General features: G+C 71.3%; 15 protein-coding genes and 1 pseudogene. 8 read left to right on the forward strand and 8 right to left on the reverse strand.

Annotation, left to right across the window (positions count from 1 at the left end; translation table 11 throughout):
* The first annotated feature begins 26 nt into the window (after positions 1-26).
* Positions 27-356, forward strand: coding sequence for a hypothetical protein (locus ABTX62_RS15440; protein ID WP_352116634.1), 330 nt, complete (start codon positions 27-29; stop codon positions 354-356).
* Here the strand turns inward: ABTX62_RS15440 and ABTX62_RS15445 are convergent.
* From ABTX62_RS15445 to ABTX62_RS15455, 3 genes are all read right to left on the reverse strand, one after another.
* The gene (locus tag ABTX62_RS15445) at positions 331-1749 is read right to left on the reverse strand and encodes a sensor histidine kinase (RefSeq protein ID WP_352116635.1); all 1419 of its coding nucleotides are present in this window, start codon (positions 1747-1749) and stop codon (positions 331-333) included. The two genes, ABTX62_RS15440 and ABTX62_RS15445, sit on opposite strands and share 26 nt — an antisense overlap.
* On the reverse strand, positions 1750-2469 hold the full coding sequence (locus ABTX62_RS15450; protein ID WP_352116636.1) for a response regulator transcription factor: 720 nt from the start codon (positions 2467-2469) through the stop codon (positions 1750-1752).
* A 117-nt stretch (positions 2470-2586) separates the two neighbouring features.
* Positions 2587-3663 (reverse strand): LLM class flavin-dependent oxidoreductase, encoded by a 1077-nt coding sequence (locus ABTX62_RS15455; protein WP_352116637.1) that lies wholly within the window; start codon positions 3661-3663, stop codon positions 2587-2589.
* A gap of 581 nt (positions 3664-4244) precedes the next feature.
* On the opposite strand from ABTX62_RS15455, the gene ABTX62_RS15460 reads away from it, so the two are divergent.
* Positions 4245-4580 (forward strand): YnfA family protein, encoded by a 336-nt coding sequence (locus tag ABTX62_RS15460; RefSeq protein ID WP_352116638.1) that lies wholly within the window; start codon positions 4245-4247, stop codon positions 4578-4580.
* A gap of 16 nt (positions 4581-4596) precedes the next feature.
* On the opposite strand, the gene ABTX62_RS15465 is transcribed toward ABTX62_RS15460, so the two are convergent.
* Positions 4597-5031 (reverse strand): ester cyclase, encoded by a 435-nt coding sequence (locus tag ABTX62_RS15465; RefSeq protein ID WP_352116639.1) that lies wholly within the window; start codon positions 5029-5031, stop codon positions 4597-4599.
* 125 nt (positions 5032-5156) lie between these two features.
* Between ABTX62_RS15465 and ABTX62_RS15470 the strand changes: the two genes are divergently transcribed.
* Entirely contained in the window at positions 5157-5933 is a 777-nt protein-coding gene (locus ABTX62_RS15470; protein ID WP_352116640.1) for an SDR family NAD(P)-dependent oxidoreductase, read from the forward strand.
* A 10-nt stretch (positions 5934-5943) separates the two neighbouring features.
* On the opposite strand, the gene ABTX62_RS15475 is transcribed toward ABTX62_RS15470, so the two are convergent.
* Positions 5944-7137 (reverse strand): RtcB family protein, encoded by a 1194-nt coding sequence (locus ABTX62_RS15475; protein ID WP_352116641.1) that lies wholly within the window; start codon positions 7135-7137, stop codon positions 5944-5946.
* Positions 7138-7308: 171 nt separating this feature from the next.
* On the opposite strand from ABTX62_RS15475, the gene ABTX62_RS15480 reads away from it, so the two are divergent.
* The 3 genes from ABTX62_RS15480 to ABTX62_RS15490 all read left to right on the forward strand — a co-directional run bounded on the left by ABTX62_RS15480 (position 7309) and on the right by ABTX62_RS15490 (position 10560).
* Complete coding sequence (locus ABTX62_RS15480; protein WP_352116642.1) at positions 7309-8127, forward strand: DUF3558 domain-containing protein; 819 nt, start codon at positions 7309-7311, stop codon at positions 8125-8127.
* 119 nt (positions 8128-8246) lie between these two features.
* Positions 8247-9143: a DUF3558 family protein gene (locus ABTX62_RS15485; RefSeq protein ID WP_352116643.1), complete on the forward strand. Its 897-nt coding sequence runs from the start codon at positions 8247-8249 to the stop codon at positions 9141-9143.
* A 115-nt stretch (positions 9144-9258) separates the two neighbouring features.
* The gene (locus ABTX62_RS15490) at positions 9259-10560 is read left to right on the forward strand and encodes a DUF2637 domain-containing protein (protein ID WP_352116644.1); all 1302 of its coding nucleotides are present in this window, start codon (positions 9259-9261) and stop codon (positions 10558-10560) included.
* A 120-nt stretch (positions 10561-10680) separates the two neighbouring features.
* Here the strand turns inward: ABTX62_RS15490 and lysS are convergent, their stop codons facing one another.
* Positions 10681-12426: a lysine--tRNA ligase gene (gene lysS / locus ABTX62_RS15495; RefSeq protein WP_352116645.1), complete on the reverse strand. Its 1746-nt coding sequence runs from the start codon at positions 12424-12426 to the stop codon at positions 10681-10683.
* A 149-nt stretch (positions 12427-12575) separates the two neighbouring features.
* Between lysS and argS the strand changes: the two genes are divergently transcribed.
* Positions 12576-14339 carry an arginine--tRNA ligase gene (gene argS, locus ABTX62_RS15500; RefSeq protein WP_352116646.1) on the forward strand — a complete coding sequence of 588 codons (1764 nt, stop codon included), beginning with the start codon at positions 12576-12578 and terminating at the stop codon, positions 14337-14339.
* Positions 14340-14527: 188 nt separating this feature from the next.
* Here argS and ABTX62_RS15505 read toward each other — a convergent pair.
* Together ABTX62_RS15505 and ABTX62_RS15510 are read right to left on the reverse strand one after the other, a co-directional pair.
* Positions 14528-14818 (reverse strand): annotated as a pseudogene (locus ABTX62_RS15505) (PLP-dependent aminotransferase family protein); the annotation flags it as partial.
* Positions 14819-14944: 126 nt separating this feature from the next.
* On the reverse strand, positions 14945-15847 hold the full coding sequence (locus tag ABTX62_RS15510; RefSeq protein WP_352116647.1) for an SAM-dependent methyltransferase: 903 nt from the start codon (positions 15845-15847) through the stop codon (positions 14945-14947).
* Positions 15848-15923: 76 nt separating this feature from the next.
* On the opposite strand from ABTX62_RS15510, the gene ABTX62_RS15515 reads away from it, so the two are divergent.
* On the forward strand, positions 15924-16289 hold the full coding sequence (locus ABTX62_RS15515) for a hypothetical protein (RefSeq protein ID WP_352116648.1): 366 nt from the start codon (positions 15924-15926) through the stop codon (positions 16287-16289).
* Positions 16290-16350: the final 61 nt, after the last annotated feature.

Consider the following 16350-nt stretch of genomic DNA (forward strand, 5'->3'; position numbering starts at 1 on the left):
GACCAGGAACCGCCGTACGGCAGGCGATGCCCGACTGCACAGCGCGGCTCACCCAGGGCCCGGAGGAGCCGCGCCACCGGGCCACCCGGATCGGCACCCGCTCCATGGGCGAGGCCCTGACCGGACCGTACGGCGAGCGCGATTCCGTGCCGGGCGGGTACCTGGTGCGGGCGCCCGTGCACGTGTTCACGTACCTGTGCCTGCGGGACGGGGTCCCCGTGACCTGCGCCGCCGCGAAGGTCGCCGCGTACGGATGGCCGCCCCAGCACGCGGGCGGAGTCGACGCGGGCGGGATCGCGGACAGGGACGTGATGTTCGGGGCCCGCCGAGTCAGTCGAGCCCTCCGCCCACCGTGAACCCGATCACCGTCCCGCCGCCCTCCCGCCGGAACGCGAAGGGCGCTCCCCCGTGTGCGAGGGCGACCTCGCGGACGATGGACAGGCCCAGTCCGGAACCCGGGAGGGAGCGGGCGTCGGCGGCGCGATAGAACCGGTCGAAGATCCGGGTGAGGTCGCTGTCGGCGATGCCCGGCCCGCGGTCGAGGACCTCGACCCGGATCCGGCCGGGCCGGGCCGGGCCGGAGACGACGATCTCGATGGGGGCCCGGCCTCCCTGGTCGAACTTCACCGCGTTCTCGACGAGGTTGGACAGCGCCCGGGTCAGCATCCCGGCCCGCCCGTCGGTCGTGGTGTCACCGCTCGCGCGCAGCATGATCCGCCGGCCGCTGCGGCGCCGGGCCACCCCCGCCACCTCCTCGGCGATGTCGGCGACGTCCAGCCGGCGCGGCGGCTCGGTGTCGGACTGCCCGGCCGCGAGATCCACCAGCTCGTTGACCAGGTCGGTCAGTTCCCGGGCCTCCTGGCCCAGGTCGGCGACGAGTTCCTCCCGGGTCCCGGGCGGGAGTTCGTCGATCCGGCGCAGCAGGGAGATGTTCGTGCGCAGCGAGGTGAGCGGCGTGCGCAGCTCGTGCCCCGCGTCCTGCACCAGGCGGCGCTGGTCCTCCTCGGACTGGGCGAGCCGGCCCAGCATGCGGTCGAAGGCGCGGCCGAGGCGGCCCACCTCGTCGTGGCCGGCCACCGGCACCTGGATGCCCAGCCGGCGGGTGCGGGCGACGTCCTCGGCGGCGTCGGTCAGCACGACCAGCCGGCGGGTGATCCGCCGGGCCAGCCACCAGCCGAACAGCCCCGCGCCGACCACCACGGCGGCCATCAGCAGCAGGGTCCGCTGCTGGAGCGCCCGCAGCAGGTCCTCGACATCGCTGAACTCCTGCGCCACCTGCACCGCGCCCCGGCCGTCGCCGAGGGAGACGGTCGCGACGCGGTAGACGTCGTCACCCACGTCGACGTCCTCGTGCTCGACCACCCGCCCGGAGTCGGCCGCGGCGGCGATCCGCACGTCGGCGCCGGTGACCGGCAGCCCCGGGCTGCCCGCGTCGACGACGTGCCCGTCCGGGCCGAGCACCTGCACGTCCGTGCGGGCCGGACGCACCAGGTCGTGGCCGGGCGCGGCGGACGAGAAGTCGCCGGGTGTCATGCGGTTCTGGCGCACCTCGTCGCGCAGGTCCTGCACGACCTCGTCGAACACCGTCTGCTGGTCCACCCGCACCAGCCGGGCGGCGGCGCCGTAGGACAGGATGCCGACCAGGATCGTCACAGCCGCCGTCACCGCCGCGAACGACACCGCGAAAGTGGTGCGCAGCGAGACCAGCTTCGGCCGCCGCCCGCTGAAGCGTCGGCGCGGGCGGCCCACTCAGTCCGCCCGCAGCACGTAACCCACGCCACGCACCGTGTGGATCAGCTGCGGGGCGTCCGGCTCGTCGAGCTTGCGGCGCAGATAGCCGACGTAGACGGCGAGGTTCTTGGAGCCGGGCCCGAAGTCGTAGCCCCAGATGCGGTCGTAGATCGTCGAGTGGTCGAGGACGATGCCCGCGTTGCGGACCAGCAGTTCGAGCAGCTCGAACTCGGTGCGGGTCAGCTCCAGCTCGCGCGCCCCCCGCCAGGCCCGGCGCGCCTGCGGGTCCATGCGGACGCCGGCCGCCTCGACGAACCGCTCCGGGAGCGGCCCGGGCGCCTCGGCCGCCGGTGCGCTCCCGACGCCCACCGGGCTGGTGCGGCGCAGCAGGGCGCGCAGCCGGGCGAAGACCTCCTCCACGTCGAAGGGCTTCACCACGTAGTCGTCGGCACCCGCGTCCAGGCCGGCGATCCGGTCGGCGGTCTCCACGAGGGCCGTCAGCATGAGCACCGGCGTCCGGTCGCCCTCGGCGCGCAGCACCCGGCACACCTGGAGCCCGTCGATGCCGGGCATCATCACGTCCAGGACGAGGACGTCCGGACGGTTGCGGTGGGCCTGCGCCAGCGCCTCGACGCCGTCGGCGACCGCCATGACCCGGTAGCCCTCCAGCGTCAGGGCACGCTCCAGGGCGTGGCGGATGGCGCGGTCGTCTTCGGCGAGCAGCACGGTGTGGGGCACGCGTCCAGTGTGCCAAGCCGCCGGGCCCCGGGGGCCGCATGCGCTGCGCCGGAGCGTCCTTCTTACTGCCCTCTCACCAGGGCCCACGCGACCGGGGAGCCGGGCCCTGCCGTCCTCTCACCCCCGGGCGGAGGCGAGCCGGGCCGCGTGCGTCGGGGCGTCCGGCACATCCGCCGGGCGGCCCACGGCGAACTCCTTGCGCAGCACCGGCACGACCTCCTCGCCGAGCAGGTCGATCTGCTCCAGCACGGTCTTCAGCGGCAGCCCGGCGTGGTCGACGAGGAACAGCTGCCGCTGGTAGTCGCCGGCGTACTCGCGGAAGGCCAGCGTCTTCTCGATGACCTGCTGCGGGGAACCGACGGTCAGCGGCGTCTGGTCCGTGAAGTCCTCCAGCGACGGCCCGTGCCCGTACACCGGCGCGACGTCGAAGTAGGGACGGAACTCGCGCACCGCGTCCTGGGCGTTCCTGCGCATGAACACCTGGCCGCCGAGCCCGACGATCGCCTGCTCGGGCGTGCCGTGGCCGTAGTGCGCGTACCGCTCCCTGTACAGCTCGACCATGCGCTTGGTGTGGTCGGCCGGCCAGAAGATGTTGTTGTGGAAGAAGCCGTCGCCGTAGAAGGCGGCCTGCTCGGCGATCTCCGGCGAGCGGATCGACCCGTGCCAGACGAACGGCGGTACGCCGTCCAGCGGGCGGGGCGTGGCCGTGAAGCCCTGCAGGGGCGTACGGAACGTCCCCTCCCAGTCGACGACGTCCTCGCGCCACAACCGGTGCAGCAGGGCGTAGTTCTCCACGGCGAGCGGGATGCCCTGCCGGATGTCCTGCCCGAACCAGGGGTAGACCGGGCCGGTGTTCCCGCGCCCGAGCATCAGGTCCACCCGGCCGTCGGCCAGGTGCTGGAGCATCGCGAAGTCCTCGGCGATCTTCACCGGGTCGTTGGTGGTGATCAGAGTCGTGGCCGTGGAGAGGATCAGCCGCTCGGTGCGGGCCGCGACATAGCCGAGCATCGTGGTCGGGGACGACGGCACGAACGGCGGGTTGTGGTGCTCACCGGTCGCGAAGACGTCGAGCCCCGCCTCCTCGGCCTTCAGAGCGATGGCGACCATGGCCTTGATCCGCTCGCGCTCGGTCGGTGTCCGGCCGGTGGTCGGGTCGGGCGTGACGTCGCCGACGCTGAAGATCCCGAACTGCATGGTCGCTCACCTTCCAGGTTGTTTACGGTTCAACCATACCGGGGAACGGTGACCCCTGTGGGGCTGTTCCAGGTGCGCGGCCCTGCGCGGGCCCGGCACCGGCAGCCGCCCCACCCGGGGAACGGTGACCCCCGTGGGGCTGTTCCAGGTGCGCGGTCCTGCGCGGGCCCGGCACCGGCAGCCGCCCCACCCGGGGAACGGCGACCCCCGTGGGGCTGTTCCAGGTGCGCGGTCCTGCGCGGGCCCGGCACCGGCAGCCGCCCCACCCGGGGAACGGCGACCCCCGTGGGACTGTTCCAGGTGCGCGGCCCTGCGCGAGCCCGGCACCGGCAGCCGCCCGAACACCGACGCTCACCGACATGGCGCTCACAGGCCCTCTCCACATCCTCGTCGGAAGCCCGGCTGCCGGTGCCGTGCGGCGCCTCGGCCACCAGGTCGTGCGGGCGCCCGGGCAGCCGCTCGCGCCGGCTCGCCGGACCCGCCCGCCTTCCGGGCGGTCGGCGGCGGCTCCCGCACCGCGCCGGCCGGCTCCGCCGCCTCGTCGGCGCCCGGGAAGGGGCACGCATGCCAAGCTGGCCGCCATGTCCGTCCTCCGCTCCGCCGCCCTCTTCGTCCTGGCCGCCCTCTTCGAGATCGGCGGCGCCTGGCTCGTCTGGCAGGGCGTGCGCGAGCACAGGGGCTGGCTCTGGGCGGCCGGCGGCGTCCTCGCGCTCGGCGCCTACGGCTTCGTCGCGACGTTCCAGCCCGACGCGCACTTCGGCCGCGTCCTCGCCGCCTACGGCGGGATCTTCGTCGCCGGTTCGATCCTGTGGGGCGTGGTCGCCGACGGCTACCGCCCGGACCGCTGGGACATCACGGGCGCGCTGGTCTGCCTAGCGGGCATGGCCGTCATCATGTACGCCCCACGGGGAAACTGACCGGCCCCCCGGAGCCTCAGAACGGCTCGTCGGGCAGCAGCCCCAGCTGCCCGAGGAAGTCCATCTCGTCGAAGTACAGCCGGTAGTCGACGATCCGCCCGTCCTTGACCGTGGCGATGTCCACCCCGCGGATGCGGATCTCCTTCTGCGTCGGCGGCAGCGTCTCACCGTTGGGCAGCTCCAGCGGCCCGGTGTTGCGGCCGCGGTAGATCCCCTCGTCGATGGCCGTGTCACCGGCCTCGTAGGAGTGCAGCACCTCGAACGTCGCGCCGGGAACCGCCTCCGTCATCGTCCGCCAGTACTCGACGATGCTGTCGCGCCCGCGCAGCTCGCCCTCGTCGGGCGTGAAGGCGACCGCGTCCTCGGCGTAGAGCTCGCCGACGACCTTCAGATCGGTGTGTGCGGTGACCGCGTCCGTGAGCCGGTCCATGACCTCACGTGCCTCGCCCATGATCGCCTCCGGGAGAATCAGGGGACCACCCAGCCCCATTCTCCCACCGCGGGGCCCGCCTATCCTGGCCGCGGGCCCGACGCGCACGCCGGGCCGCCGCACGCCCGAGGACCCGAGGAGCACCCATGGCCACCGCAGCCCCGCCCGCAGCCTCCCGCATCGCCGTCGTCACGGGTGCGAGCAGCGGAATCGGCGCCGCCACGGCCCGGCAGCTCGCCGCGGCGGGCTACCGCGTCGTCCTCACCGCACGCCGCAAGGACCGCATCGAGGCCCTGGCCGAGGAGATCACCGAGGCCGGCCACCAGGCCACGGCGTACGCCCTCGACGTCACCGATCGCGCCGCCGTCGACGAGTTCGCCACGGCGTTCAAGACGATCGGCGTGCTGGTCAACAACGCGGGCGGCGCGCTGGGGGCCGACCCGGTCGCGACCGGCGACCCGGCCGACTGGCGCCGGATGTACGAGACGAACGTCATCGGCACCCTCAACCTCACCCAGACCCTGTTGCCCAAGCTGATCGCGAGCGGCGACGGCACGGTCGTGGTCGTCTCCTCCACCGCCGGCCACGGCACCTACGAGGGCGGCGGTGGCTATGTAGCCGCCAAGCACGGCGCTCACGTCCTCGCCGAGACCCTCCGCCTGGAGATCGTCGGACAGCCGGTCCGCGTCATCGAGATCGCCCCCGGCATGGTCAAGACGGACGAGTTCGCCCTGACCCGCTTCGGCGGTGACGAGAACAAGGCCGCCAAGGTCTACCAGGGCGTCGCCGAGCCCCTCACGGCCGACGACGTGGCCGAGACGATCACGTGGGCGGTCACCCGCCCCGCCCACGTCAACGTCGATCTCCTGGTCCTGCGCCCCCGCGCCCAGGCGTCGAACACGAAGGTGCACCGGGAGGCGTAGAGCCGGCCGGTCAGCCCTTCACGCAGACGACCTGCTTCAGCTTCGCCACGACCTCCACCAAGTCCCGCTGCTGGTCGATGACCTGCTCGATCGGCTTGTAGGCGCCGGGGATCTCGTCGACGACACCGGAGTCCTTACGGCACTCCACCCCCTGGGTCTGCTGCTCCAGGTCCTTCGTGGTGAACCGGCGCTTGGCCGCGGTGCGGCTCATGCGCCGGCCCGCGCCGTGCGAGGCCGAGTTGAAGGACTTGGCGTTGCCCAGGCCCTTCACGATGTACGAACCCGTGCCCATGGAGCCGGGGATGATCCCGTACTCGCCGGAGCCGGCCCGGATCGCGCCCTTGCGGGTCACGAGCAGGTCCGTCCCGTCGTAGCGCTCCTCGGCCACGTAGTTGTGGTGCGCGCTGATCTCCGGCTCGAAGGTGGGCTTGGCCTTCTTGAACTCCTTGCGGACCACGTCCTTCAGGAGCGCCATCATGATCGAGCGGTTGCGCTTCGCGTACTCCTGAGCCCAGAACAGGTCGTTGCGGTAGGCCGCCATCTGCGGGGTGTCCGCGACGAAGACCGCGAGGTCGCGGTCGACCAGGTTCTGGTTGTGCGGCAGCCCCCGGGCCACGCCGATGTGATGCTCGGCCAGTTCCTTGCCGATGTTCCGGGAACCGGAGTGCAGCATCAGCCAGACAGAATCGGTCGTATCCGTGCAGACCTCGACGAAGTGGTTTCCTCCGCCGAGCGTTCCCATCTGCTTCACGGCACGTTCCTGACGGAACTTGACCGCCTCCGCCACCCCGCCGAACCGCCCCCAGAAGTCGTCCCACCCGGCGGTGGCCAGCCCGTGGAAGCGCCCCGGGTCCACGGGGTCGTCATGCATCCCCCGCCCCACCGGAATCTCCTGCTCGATCCGCGACCGCAGCCGGGACAGGTCGCCAGGCAGGTCGTTCGCCGTCAGGGACGTCCGCACCGCCGACATTCCGCAGCCGATGTCGACGCCCACCGCCGCGGGGCACACCGCACCCTGCATCGCGATGACCGAGCCGACCGTCGCGCCCTTGCCGTAGTGCACGTCGGGCATGACGGCCAGGCCCTTGATCCACGGCAGGGTGGCGACGTTCCGGAGCTGCTGGAGCGCCGACTCCTCGACCGAGGCCGGGTCGGCCCACATCCGGATCGGCACCTTCGCACCCGGCATCTCTACATACGACATAACGCCCTCAATCCCCCGTAAGCGAACAGAAGTCTTCAACAGCAAATACCGGAGCCAAGGTCGGCGAAAGGGAAATCGGACCGGCGTTCACGGCTGTGCGTGCGATACACATTGTGTTCATCGCCCGCCCTGCGGCGGCAAGCCGATATCCGTCTCGAGAGGGGCCACCACGTGCAACGGAAGGCGTACGCACCCGGTATCGCCGTGCTCCTCGCGGCGGTACTGGCCGGCTGCACCGGCGGCTCGGCCGACGGAGGCACGACGGACGACCCCAACCCGGGCGACGCCGGCACGGCGTCACCCGCGGCGGAGCCAGGCCGCTACCGCACGCTGCCCGAGCCCTGCGCTGTGGTCGGCGAGAGCACGCTCGACGAACTCCTCCCCGGCATCCGGCAGATCCGCGACGAGGAGCAGCGCGCGAAGGCCTACGAGGGCGAGCCGACGAGCACCTTCGACACCGACCGCAAGGTCGGCTGCCGCTGGAAGGTCGACTCCCCGGACGCCACCGACCATCTGTGGATCGACTTCGAGCGGGTCGTCTCCTACGACAACTCCGTCAGCGACGACGGCCAGGCCGAGCAGCTCTTCGCGGAGCAGGAGGCCTCGGCCCACCTGCCCGCGCCGACCGCCACCGGGACGGCGCCCACCGGCGGTACGCCGGCGGGCGGTTCGGCCGCCTCCCCGAGCGGTTCCCCTTCTCCGTCCGGCTCCTCCTCGCCCTCGGCGTCCCCTTCCGCGGCCCCGACCGAGCTGCAGCCCCGGGTGCTGGAGGACCTCGGCGACGAGGCCTTCCTCGACGACGGTCTGAACAGTTCGGGCTCGACGGCCGGGCAGCGGACGGTGACTGTGGCGTTCCGCACGTCCAACGTCATCGTGACCATCGAGTACGCGGAGCAGCCGACGACCGTCGGCGTCGTCCCGGACAGCAAGGAAATGCAGGACAGGGCGCAGAAACTGGCCTCCCAGCTGGCGGATTCGCTGAGCGGCTGAAGCCTCTTCACGGCCCCTTCACGCGAACCCGGAAAGCGGGGGAAGGAAGAACACACCGTCGCCTCACCGCGTACCGTGACCACCCGGACCCGTTCCGACCGCAGGGAACCACGAGCGTCATGAGTGAAGGAACCATGCAGCGACGAGCACAGCGAGACCAGCCAGCGAAGCGCCTCAACCGCGTCCTTGTCTGCGCGGCCGCCGTCCCCGTGATGCTGGTCGCCGCCGGCTGCTCCTCGGACTCCGGCTCCGGCGACAGCGCGGACACGGCCGGGAAGGCCGCGGCGTCCGCGTCCGCGAGCCCGTCCCCGACGGTGCGGGCGGCGGCGTACGGCAAGCTTCCGGAGCCGTGCAAGGCGTTCTCGAAGAAGACGCTGAAGGACCTCGTACCGGAGGGCAAGTCCGGCAAGGAGGGCACGTCGGACGACATCTCGACGCGTGCCAGCTGCTCCTGGAACAGCCTCGACAACAACGGCGTGAAGGGCTCGCAGTTCCGCTGGCTGAACGTGTCGATGCTGCGCTTCGAGTCGGACGTCACGCGCGGCCCGGCCGACGAGCTGGCCCAGGAGTACTTCGACAAGCAGGTCCAGGAGGCGCAGGCCGTCGAGGGCGCGAAGAGCGTCAAGACCGAGCCGGTGACCGGCACGGGCGACCAGGCGACGGCCGTGCGCTACGACCTGAAGAAGAAGGAAGGCACCTTCAAGCAGCAGACGATCGTGGCACGCGTCGAGAACGTCGTCGTCACGCTCGACTACAACGGCGCCGGTCTGGCCGGTGACAAGACGCCGAGCAGCGACGACCTGCTGAAGGACGCGAAGAACGCGGCCAAGGAGGCGGTGGCCGCGGTGTCCGACGCGAACGGCACCGGCGGCGGCAAGGCGAGCGCCGGCCCTTCGAAGACCGAGTCGAAGTCCCCCTCGAAGTCGCCGTCCGGGTCGGCTTCCAAGGACGCCTCGGACGAGCCCTCGAAGGACGCCTCGACGTCGCCGTCCAAGGAACCGGCGTCGAAGAGCTGAACCGTCCCGACGGGAACCGGCCACCCGCCCTCCGCACGCATGTGCCACCCTGTTGCGCGCAACAACACGCAAGGGGAGGGGAGTACGGGTGGCCGCGCCACTGCAACTGACTCGGATGCACCGCGTTCTCATCGGCGTGGTCGTGGCCGGCGCCGTGATCATCGCCGGTATCGGCTTCGCCGGTTCGTACGCGGCGGTCCGCGAATTGGCCCTGCAGAAGGGCTTCGGGAACTTCTCGTACGTCTTCCCGATCGGCATCGACGCGGGCATCTGCGTCCTGCTGGCCCTGGATCTGCTCCTCACCTGGATCAGGATCCCGTTCCCCCTGCTGCGTCAGACGGCCTGGCTGCTGACGGCGGCGACGATCGCGTTCAACGGCGCCGCGGCGTGGCCGGATCCGCTCGGTGTGGGCATGCACGGGGTGATCCCGATCCTGTTCGTGGTCTCGGTCGAGGCGGCCCGGCACGCGATCGGCCGCATCGCGGACATCACGGCCGACAAGCACATGGAGGGCGTCCGCCTCACCCGCTGGCTCCTCTCCCCCCTGCCCACGTTCCTCCTCTGGCGCCGCATGAAGCTGTGGGAGCTGCGCTCCTACGAGCAGGTCATCAAGCTGGAGCAGGAGCGTCTGGTCTACCAGGCCCGGCTGCGGTCGCGGTTCGGCCGGGCCTGGCGCCGGAAGGCACCGGTGGAGTCCCTGATGCCGCTGCGGCTGGCGCGGTACGGGGTGCCGCTGGCGGAGACGGCTCCCGCGGGACTGGCGGCGGCGGGCATAGAGCCGGCGCTGATCCCCGCGGCGCCTCAGCGGACCGAGATGGCCGCGGGCGCTCGCCCCGACGCTGCGGCGCCCGCCCCGCTGCGGGCGGCACCGCCCGTCGAGCAGCGGCCGCAGCTGGAGGGCAACGACGGCGCCGGGCAGTCGGCGAGCGTCCCGGAACCCGAGCAGAGCCCGTGGTTCAACACGCCCCGCGAGGTCGAGTACCAGGGCGGCTACGACCCCGACTACGACCCGGCGGAGCAGTACGCCCAGTGGATCGCGGAGCAGCAGGAGGCCGAGCAGTACCAGGCCCGGTTCGAGCAGGAGCCCGAGCGGTACCAGACCCGGTTCGAGCAGGAGCCCTCCCCGGAGGACACCGGCGGCTTCCCCATCCCGGTGGGCCCGGGCCGCACCCGTGAACTGGGGGACGGCGGCGGCGCCCCGCTGCCCGGCGCCGCGCCGGTCGCGGAGCCGGACGAGGAGTCGTACTACCAGGTCTTCAAGCAGTCGATCAACGGCAGTTACCCGACGCCGCGCGAGCTGATGGACAACGTTCAGGCCGAGTTCGGTATCGGCCTGCCCGCGGAGGATGCCAAGCGGATGGTCAACCGCTTCACGAACCGCCACAACGCGGAACTGGAAGAGGACCACATCGCATAACCGGGGCAATGTCGGAATCCGCACGCACACCGGCACCGAGGCGTCCGCTCGTCGACGATGCCGCTCTTCCGGAAGGCCTGACACAGAAGGGGGCCCTCCGGTGAGGGCCCCCTCAGTGGCTCAGTCCCCCAGCAGCGACCGCACCCGGTCCTGCCCCACGGCCAGCAGCAGCGTGGGCAGCCGCGGCCCGGTGTCCCGCCCGACCAGCAGGTGGTACAGCAGGGCGAAGAAGGACCGCTGGGCGGTCTTGATCTCCGGCGGCAGCTCCTTCGGCGTGGCGTCGGCGGAGAACCCGGCCTGCACCTTCGGCACGCCGTAGACCAGGTGCGTCAGCCCGTCCAGCGACCAGTGGCCGGCCAGCCCGTCGAGCAGCAGCCGCAGCGACTCGCGGCCCTGCTCGTCCAGCGACTTCAGCAGCTCGGCGTCCGGCTCGTCCCGCACGATCGTCCGCTGGTCGGCCGGGACGTGCGTGTTGATCCAGGCCTCGGCCTTGTCGTAGCGCGGGCGGGCCTCGTCGAGCGAGGTCAGCGGCTGCTCCGGGTCCAGCTCGCTGAGGATGCGCAGCGCCTGGTCCTCGTGCCCGGCGGTGATGTCCGCGACGGACGCCAGCGTCCGGTACGACAGCGGCCGGGGCGTCCGCGGCAGCGCACCGGCGGCCGTACCCACCGCACGCGCGTGCGCGGCCACGTCGGCCGGCAGGGCGCTGCCGTCGGCGACCTTGGCGTCCAGCCGGTCCCACTCGTCGTAGAGCCGCTGGATCTCCTGGTCGAAGGCGACCTTGAAGGACTGGTTCGGCCGGCGGCGCGCGTACAGCCAGCGCAGCAGCTGCGGCTCCATGATCCGCAGGGCGTCGGCCGGGGTGGGCACGCCGCCCTTCGAGGACGACATCTTCGCCATGCCGGAGATCCCGACGAAGGCGTACATCGGCCCGATCGGCTGCCTCCCGCCGAAGATCCCGACGATCTCCCCACCGACCTGGAACGACGACCCCGGCGAGGAGTGGTCGACACCGGAGGGCTCGAACACGACGCCCTCGTACGCCCACCGCATCGGCCAGTCGACCTTCCAGACCAGCTTGCCGCGGTTGAACTCGTTCAGCCGGACCGTCTCCGAGAAGCCGCACGCCGTGCAGGCGTACGTCAGCTCGGTGGATTCGTCGTCGTAGGACGTGACGGTGGTGAGGTCCTTCTCGCAGTTGCCGCAGTACGGCTTGTACGGGAAGTACCCGGCGGAGCCGGAGCCGCCGTCGTCCTCGGCGGCCGCGCCGGAGCCCTCGGCGGCCTCCAGCTCGGCCTCGTCGACCGGCTTCTGCCCCTGCTGCTTCTTGGCCGGGGCCTTCTTCGTGCGGTACTGGTCGAGGATCGCGTCGATGTCGCCGCGGTGCCTGATGGCGTGCAGGATCTGCTCGCGGTACACACCCGAGGTGTACTGCTCGGTCTGGCTGATCCCGTCGAACTCCACGCCGAGCTCGGCCAGCGACTCGATCATCGCGGCCTTGAAGTGCTCGGCCCAGCTGGCGTACGAGGAGCCCTTGGGCGCCGGTACGGACGTCAGTGGCTTGCCGATGTGCTCGGCCCACGACTCGTCCACGCCCGGGACACCGGCCGGCACCTTGCGGTACCGGTCGTAGTCGTCCCAGGAGATCAGGTGCCGCACCCGGTGGCCCCGGCGGCGGATCTCGTCGGCGACGAGGTGCGGGGTCATGACCTCCCGCAGGTTCCCCAGGTGGATGGGACCGGACGGCGAGAGGCCGGACGCGACGACGACGGGTTTGCCCGGGGCCCGGCGCTCCGACTCCTCGATGACCTCATCCGCGAAACGGGAGACCCAGTCGGTGGTCTCGGTGCTCTGAGCCACGATCGGCACGTCCTTCTTTCTGCATCGGGCAGCCGGTACGGTCGCACGGCTGACCGCACCATTGTCCCAGACCTGCTCGCGCCCGGAGAAACGGCTTTACCCCCATGGGATACTGGGCGGGTCTATCCATCCCCACGAGGAGAACGGCACCCTTACCTATGGCCTCGGTCACGTCCCTCAGCGATTCCGTCCACCAGCGCCTCGCGGCGGCCCTGTCGGCAGCCCTGCCGCAGGCCGGCTCCGCGGACCCGCTGCTGCGACGAAGCGACCGGGCCGACTTCCAGGCCAACGGGATCCTGGCCCTCGCGAAGAAGGAGAAGGCCAACCCGCGCGAGCTGGCCACGCAGGTCGTCTCCCGGGTGGAGTCGGGTGAGCTGATCAAGGACGTCGAGGTCTCCGGCCCCGGCTTCCTGAACGTCACCGTCACCGACCGCGCGATCACCCGGAACCTCGCCGCGCGCTACGCGGACGACACCGGCCGCCTCGGCGTGCCGCGCGCGGAGCGGCCGGGCACCACGGTCATCGACTACGCCCAGCCGAACGTGGCGAAGGAGATGCACGTCGGGCACCTGCGCTCCGCGGTGATCGGCGACTCGGTGGTGCAGCTGCTGGAGTTCACCGGCGAGCACGTGGTCCGGCGTCACCACATCGGCGACTGGGGCACCCAGTTCGGCATGCTCATCCAGTACCTGGAGGAGCACCCGCACGAGCTGGACCACGAGTCCGGTGAGGTGAGCGGCGAGGAGGCGATGTCGAACCTGGACCGCCTCTACAAGGCCTCGCGCAAGCTGTTCGACTCCGACGAGGAGTTCAAGACCCGTGCCCGGCGCCGGGTGGTGGACCTCCAGGCGGGCGACCCGCAGACCCTCGCCATGTGGCAGAAGTTCGTCGACGAGTCGAAGATCTACTTCTTCTCCGTCTTCGAGAAGCTGGACATGGAGATCCGCGACGAGGACATCGTCGGCGAGTCGGGGTACAACGACATGCTCGCCGAGACCTGCCGCCTCCTGGAGGAGTCGGGCGTGGCGGTCCGTTCCGAAGGCGCCCTCTGTGTCTTCTTCGACGACGTCAAGGGCCCGGACGGCAAGCCGGTCCCGCTGATCGTGCAGAAGTCGGACGGCGGCTACGGCTACGCGGCGACCGACCTCTCGGCGATCCGCGACCGGGTCTTCGACATCAAGGCGAACACGCTCCTCTACGTCGTGGACGCCCGGCAGTCGCTCCACTTCAAGATGGTCTTCGAGACGGCCCGCCGCGCCGGCTGGCTGAACGACGACGTCGAAGCGGTCCAGCTCGCCTTCGGCACGATCCTCGGCAAGGACGGCAAGCCGTTCAAGACCCGTGAGGGCGAGACGGTCCGCCTGGTCGACCTGCTCGACGAGGCGATCGACCGTGCCTCGGCCGTCGTCCGGGAGAAGGCCCAGGACCTCTCCGAGGAGGAGATCGCCGAGCGGGGCACCCAGGTGGGCATCGGCGCGGTGAAGTACGCGGACCTGTCGACGTCGGCGAACCGCGACTACAAGTTCGACCTGGACCAGATGGTCTCGCTCAACGGCGACACCTCCGTGTACCTCCAGTACGCCCACGCCCGGATCCGGTCGATCCTGCGCAAGGCCGGCGAGGCCCGTCCCGCCGCCCATCCGGAGCTGGACCTGCACGTGGCGGAGCGTGCGCTGGGCCTGCACGTCGACTCGTTCGGGGAGACGGTGGCGGAGGCGGCGGCGGAGCACGCCCCGCACAAGCTGACGGCGTATCTGTACCAGCTGGCGTCGCTCTTCACGACGTTCTACGACAAGTGCCCGGTGCTGAAGGCCGAGACGCCCGAGCAGATCGAGAACCGTCTGTTCCTCTGCGACGTCACGGCCCGCACGCTCCACCGGGGCATGGCCCTGCTGGGCATCCGGACCCCCGAGCGGCTCTGAGCGCACCCGGAAGTGAACAGGCCGAGGGCGGCACTCCCCCGGGAGTGCCGCCCTCGGTGTCTCAGGCGCCGTGATCACCGGCAGTTGCCCCAGTCCCGCGCCGCCTGCGGTGAGACCTGTGCCGCGTCGGCCGCATCCGCATCCGCATCCGCATCCGAGGCCAGCAGACCCCCGGTGAGCGCCATGCGACCGCGCGCGGTGGTGCGGACGGCGAGCGCGTCCCGCAGCGCGGGTTCGCCCTCGGTCGTGGCGTACTGCAACGCCCGCGCGGGCGCCTCGGCGAGCACCGCCTCGAACGCGGCGGCGACACCCTTCGCGTCGAACAGTTCCGGCGCCGGGAGCCCGCCCGCGAAGTTGATCACTTCGGGGCGGGCGGTGACGGCCAGGATGTCCCGTACGGGAGAGCCGCCGACGGCCCGCACCCGCGCGGCCAGGGGCGGCACGGGAGCATGGGTGGGCAGGGGTTCGGCGACGGTCATGACAGGGCTCTTTCGGCTGCGGTGACGCCTGGTGCCCCGCAGCCCAAAGAAGTACGTGCCACCTACAAGCGGGTTTCCGGGATCCGGACGCCGGCTGCGCACGGACGGGGGCCCGGGACCCACGGTTCATCCCTTGGCGCCGATGGCCGCGTAGACGTTGATGTCCGCGTCCGTGACGTCGTTGATGTCGCGGTAGCGCACCTTCTCGATCTCCTCGAGTCCGGCGAGGAAGGACTCCTCCGGCTGCTCGGGGACGGGGGCGGCGTGATCGGGCCGCCAGCGGTGCGCGGGGACGACGCCCGGGTCGGCGATCTCCAGACCGTTCTCGGTGAAGAACCGCTCGACGTCGGCCCGGGACCGCAGTACGAAGGTGAACCCGCGTTCGGTGTAGGTCCGTTGGACCGCGCGGATGTTCTCGGGGTTGAGGTCCTCGGTGAGGTGGCTCAGCACCAGCCGGCTGCCGACGGGCAGTTCGTCGAGCAGTCCGCGCACCAGCGGATAGGCCTCCTCGTCCGCGACGAAGTGCAGGATCGCCACCAGGCACAGCGCGACCGGCCGGTCGAAGTCGATGGTCTTGGCGGCCTGTTCGAGGATGCGGGCCGGGTCCCGCAGATCGGCGTCGATGTAGTCCGTACGCCCCTCGGGGCCACTGTTCAGCAGGGCGCGTGCGTGCGCGAGCACCACGGGGTCGTTGTCGACGTACACGACCCGCGACTCGGGCGTGATGCGCTGCGCGATCTGGTGCACGTTCTCGGCGGTGGGCAGGCCGGTCCCGATGTCGAGGAACTGCCGGATGCCGTCCCGCTCCACGAGCGTGGTCACCGCACGCCGCAGGAAGTCGCGGTTGTGGCGCACGTCGAGGTACCCGCGCGGGTTGGCGGCCAGCGCGGCGGCGGCCGCGTCCCGGTCGGCGGGGTAGTGGTCCTTGCCGCCGAGGAAGACGTCGTAGACCCGGGCCGGGTGCGCCTTGCTGCTGTCGATCCTCCTCTGCAGCTCGGCGGGATCCTGGCTGAGGGCGTCACCGGACATGGACGTCTCCTGGAGAGTGGGTAGTTCATTCAGCAACAACTACGGCGGTCAACAACCTAACGGTTCACCTGATTTGATGGTGCCCGTGCAGACCGGCCCGCGAGCGACGACGACCCTCTGGCGCCCCACCGGCCCCGGGGAACTGGACCTGGTCCGCGCACTCGACTGGCGCGCCTGGCCGCCCCGGCTCCCCGAGCAGCCGATCTTCTACCCGGTCCTCAACGAGGACTACGCGATCAGGATCGCCCGCGACTGGAACGTCAAGCACGACGGCGCCGGATTCGTCACCCGCTTCGAGGTCGACACGGACTTCCTGGCCCGTTACCCGGTTCAGCGGGCCGGCGGCCGCACCATCCTCGAACTGTGGGTCCCCGCCGAGGAACTCGACGAGTTCAACTCCCACATCGTCGGAGAGATCGAGCCGGTCCACGAGTTCCACTGAGCCCGCCCCTCACGACTGCTCCGTGGCCCCCTCCCTGACCAGAACACCGGCTCGAAGGCGT

This window comes from Streptomyces sp. NPDC096046 (genome assembly GCF_040303285.1).
In the GTDB taxonomy this organism is placed as follows: domain Bacteria; phylum Actinomycetota; class Actinomycetes; order Streptomycetales; family Streptomycetaceae; genus Streptomyces.

What these genes read in the sequence shown, in the direction of transcription:
- ABTX62_RS15440 (WP_352116634.1), top strand. Translation starts at nt 27, where the DNA reads ATGCCCGACTGCACAGCGCGGCTCACCCAGGGCCCGGAGGAGCCGCGC.
- ABTX62_RS15455 (WP_352116637.1), bottom strand. Translation starts at nt 3,663, where the DNA reads ATGCAGTTCGGGATCTTCAGCGTCGGCGACGTCACGCCCGACCCGACC.
- ABTX62_RS15460 (WP_352116638.1), top strand. Translation starts at nt 4,245, where the DNA reads ATGTCCGTCCTCCGCTCCGCCGCCCTCTTCGTCCTGGCCGCCCTCTTC.
- ABTX62_RS15465 (WP_352116639.1), bottom strand. Translation starts at nt 5,031, where the DNA reads ATGGGCGAGGCACGTGAGGTCATGGACCGGCTCACGGACGCGGTCACC.
- ABTX62_RS15470 (WP_352116640.1), top strand. Translation starts at nt 5,157, where the DNA reads ATGGCCACCGCAGCCCCGCCCGCAGCCTCCCGCATCGCCGTCGTCACG.
- ABTX62_RS15475 (WP_352116641.1), bottom strand. Translation starts at nt 7,137, where the DNA reads ATGTCGTATGTAGAGATGCCGGGTGCGAAGGTGCCGATCCGGATGTGG.
- ABTX62_RS15485 (WP_352116643.1), top strand. Translation starts at nt 8,247, where the DNA reads ATGAGTGAAGGAACCATGCAGCGACGAGCACAGCGAGACCAGCCAGCG.
- ABTX62_RS15490 (WP_352116644.1), top strand. Translation starts at nt 9,259, where the DNA reads ATGCACCGCGTTCTCATCGGCGTGGTCGTGGCCGGCGCCGTGATCATC.
- argS (WP_352116646.1), top strand. Translation starts at nt 12,576, where the DNA reads ATGGCCTCGGTCACGTCCCTCAGCGATTCCGTCCACCAGCGCCTCGCG.
- ABTX62_RS15510 (WP_352116647.1), bottom strand. Translation starts at nt 15,847, where the DNA reads ATGTCCGGTGACGCCCTCAGCCAGGATCCCGCCGAGCTGCAGAGGAGG.
- ABTX62_RS15515 (WP_352116648.1), top strand. Translation starts at nt 15,924, where the DNA reads ATGGTGCCCGTGCAGACCGGCCCGCGAGCGACGACGACCCTCTGGCGC.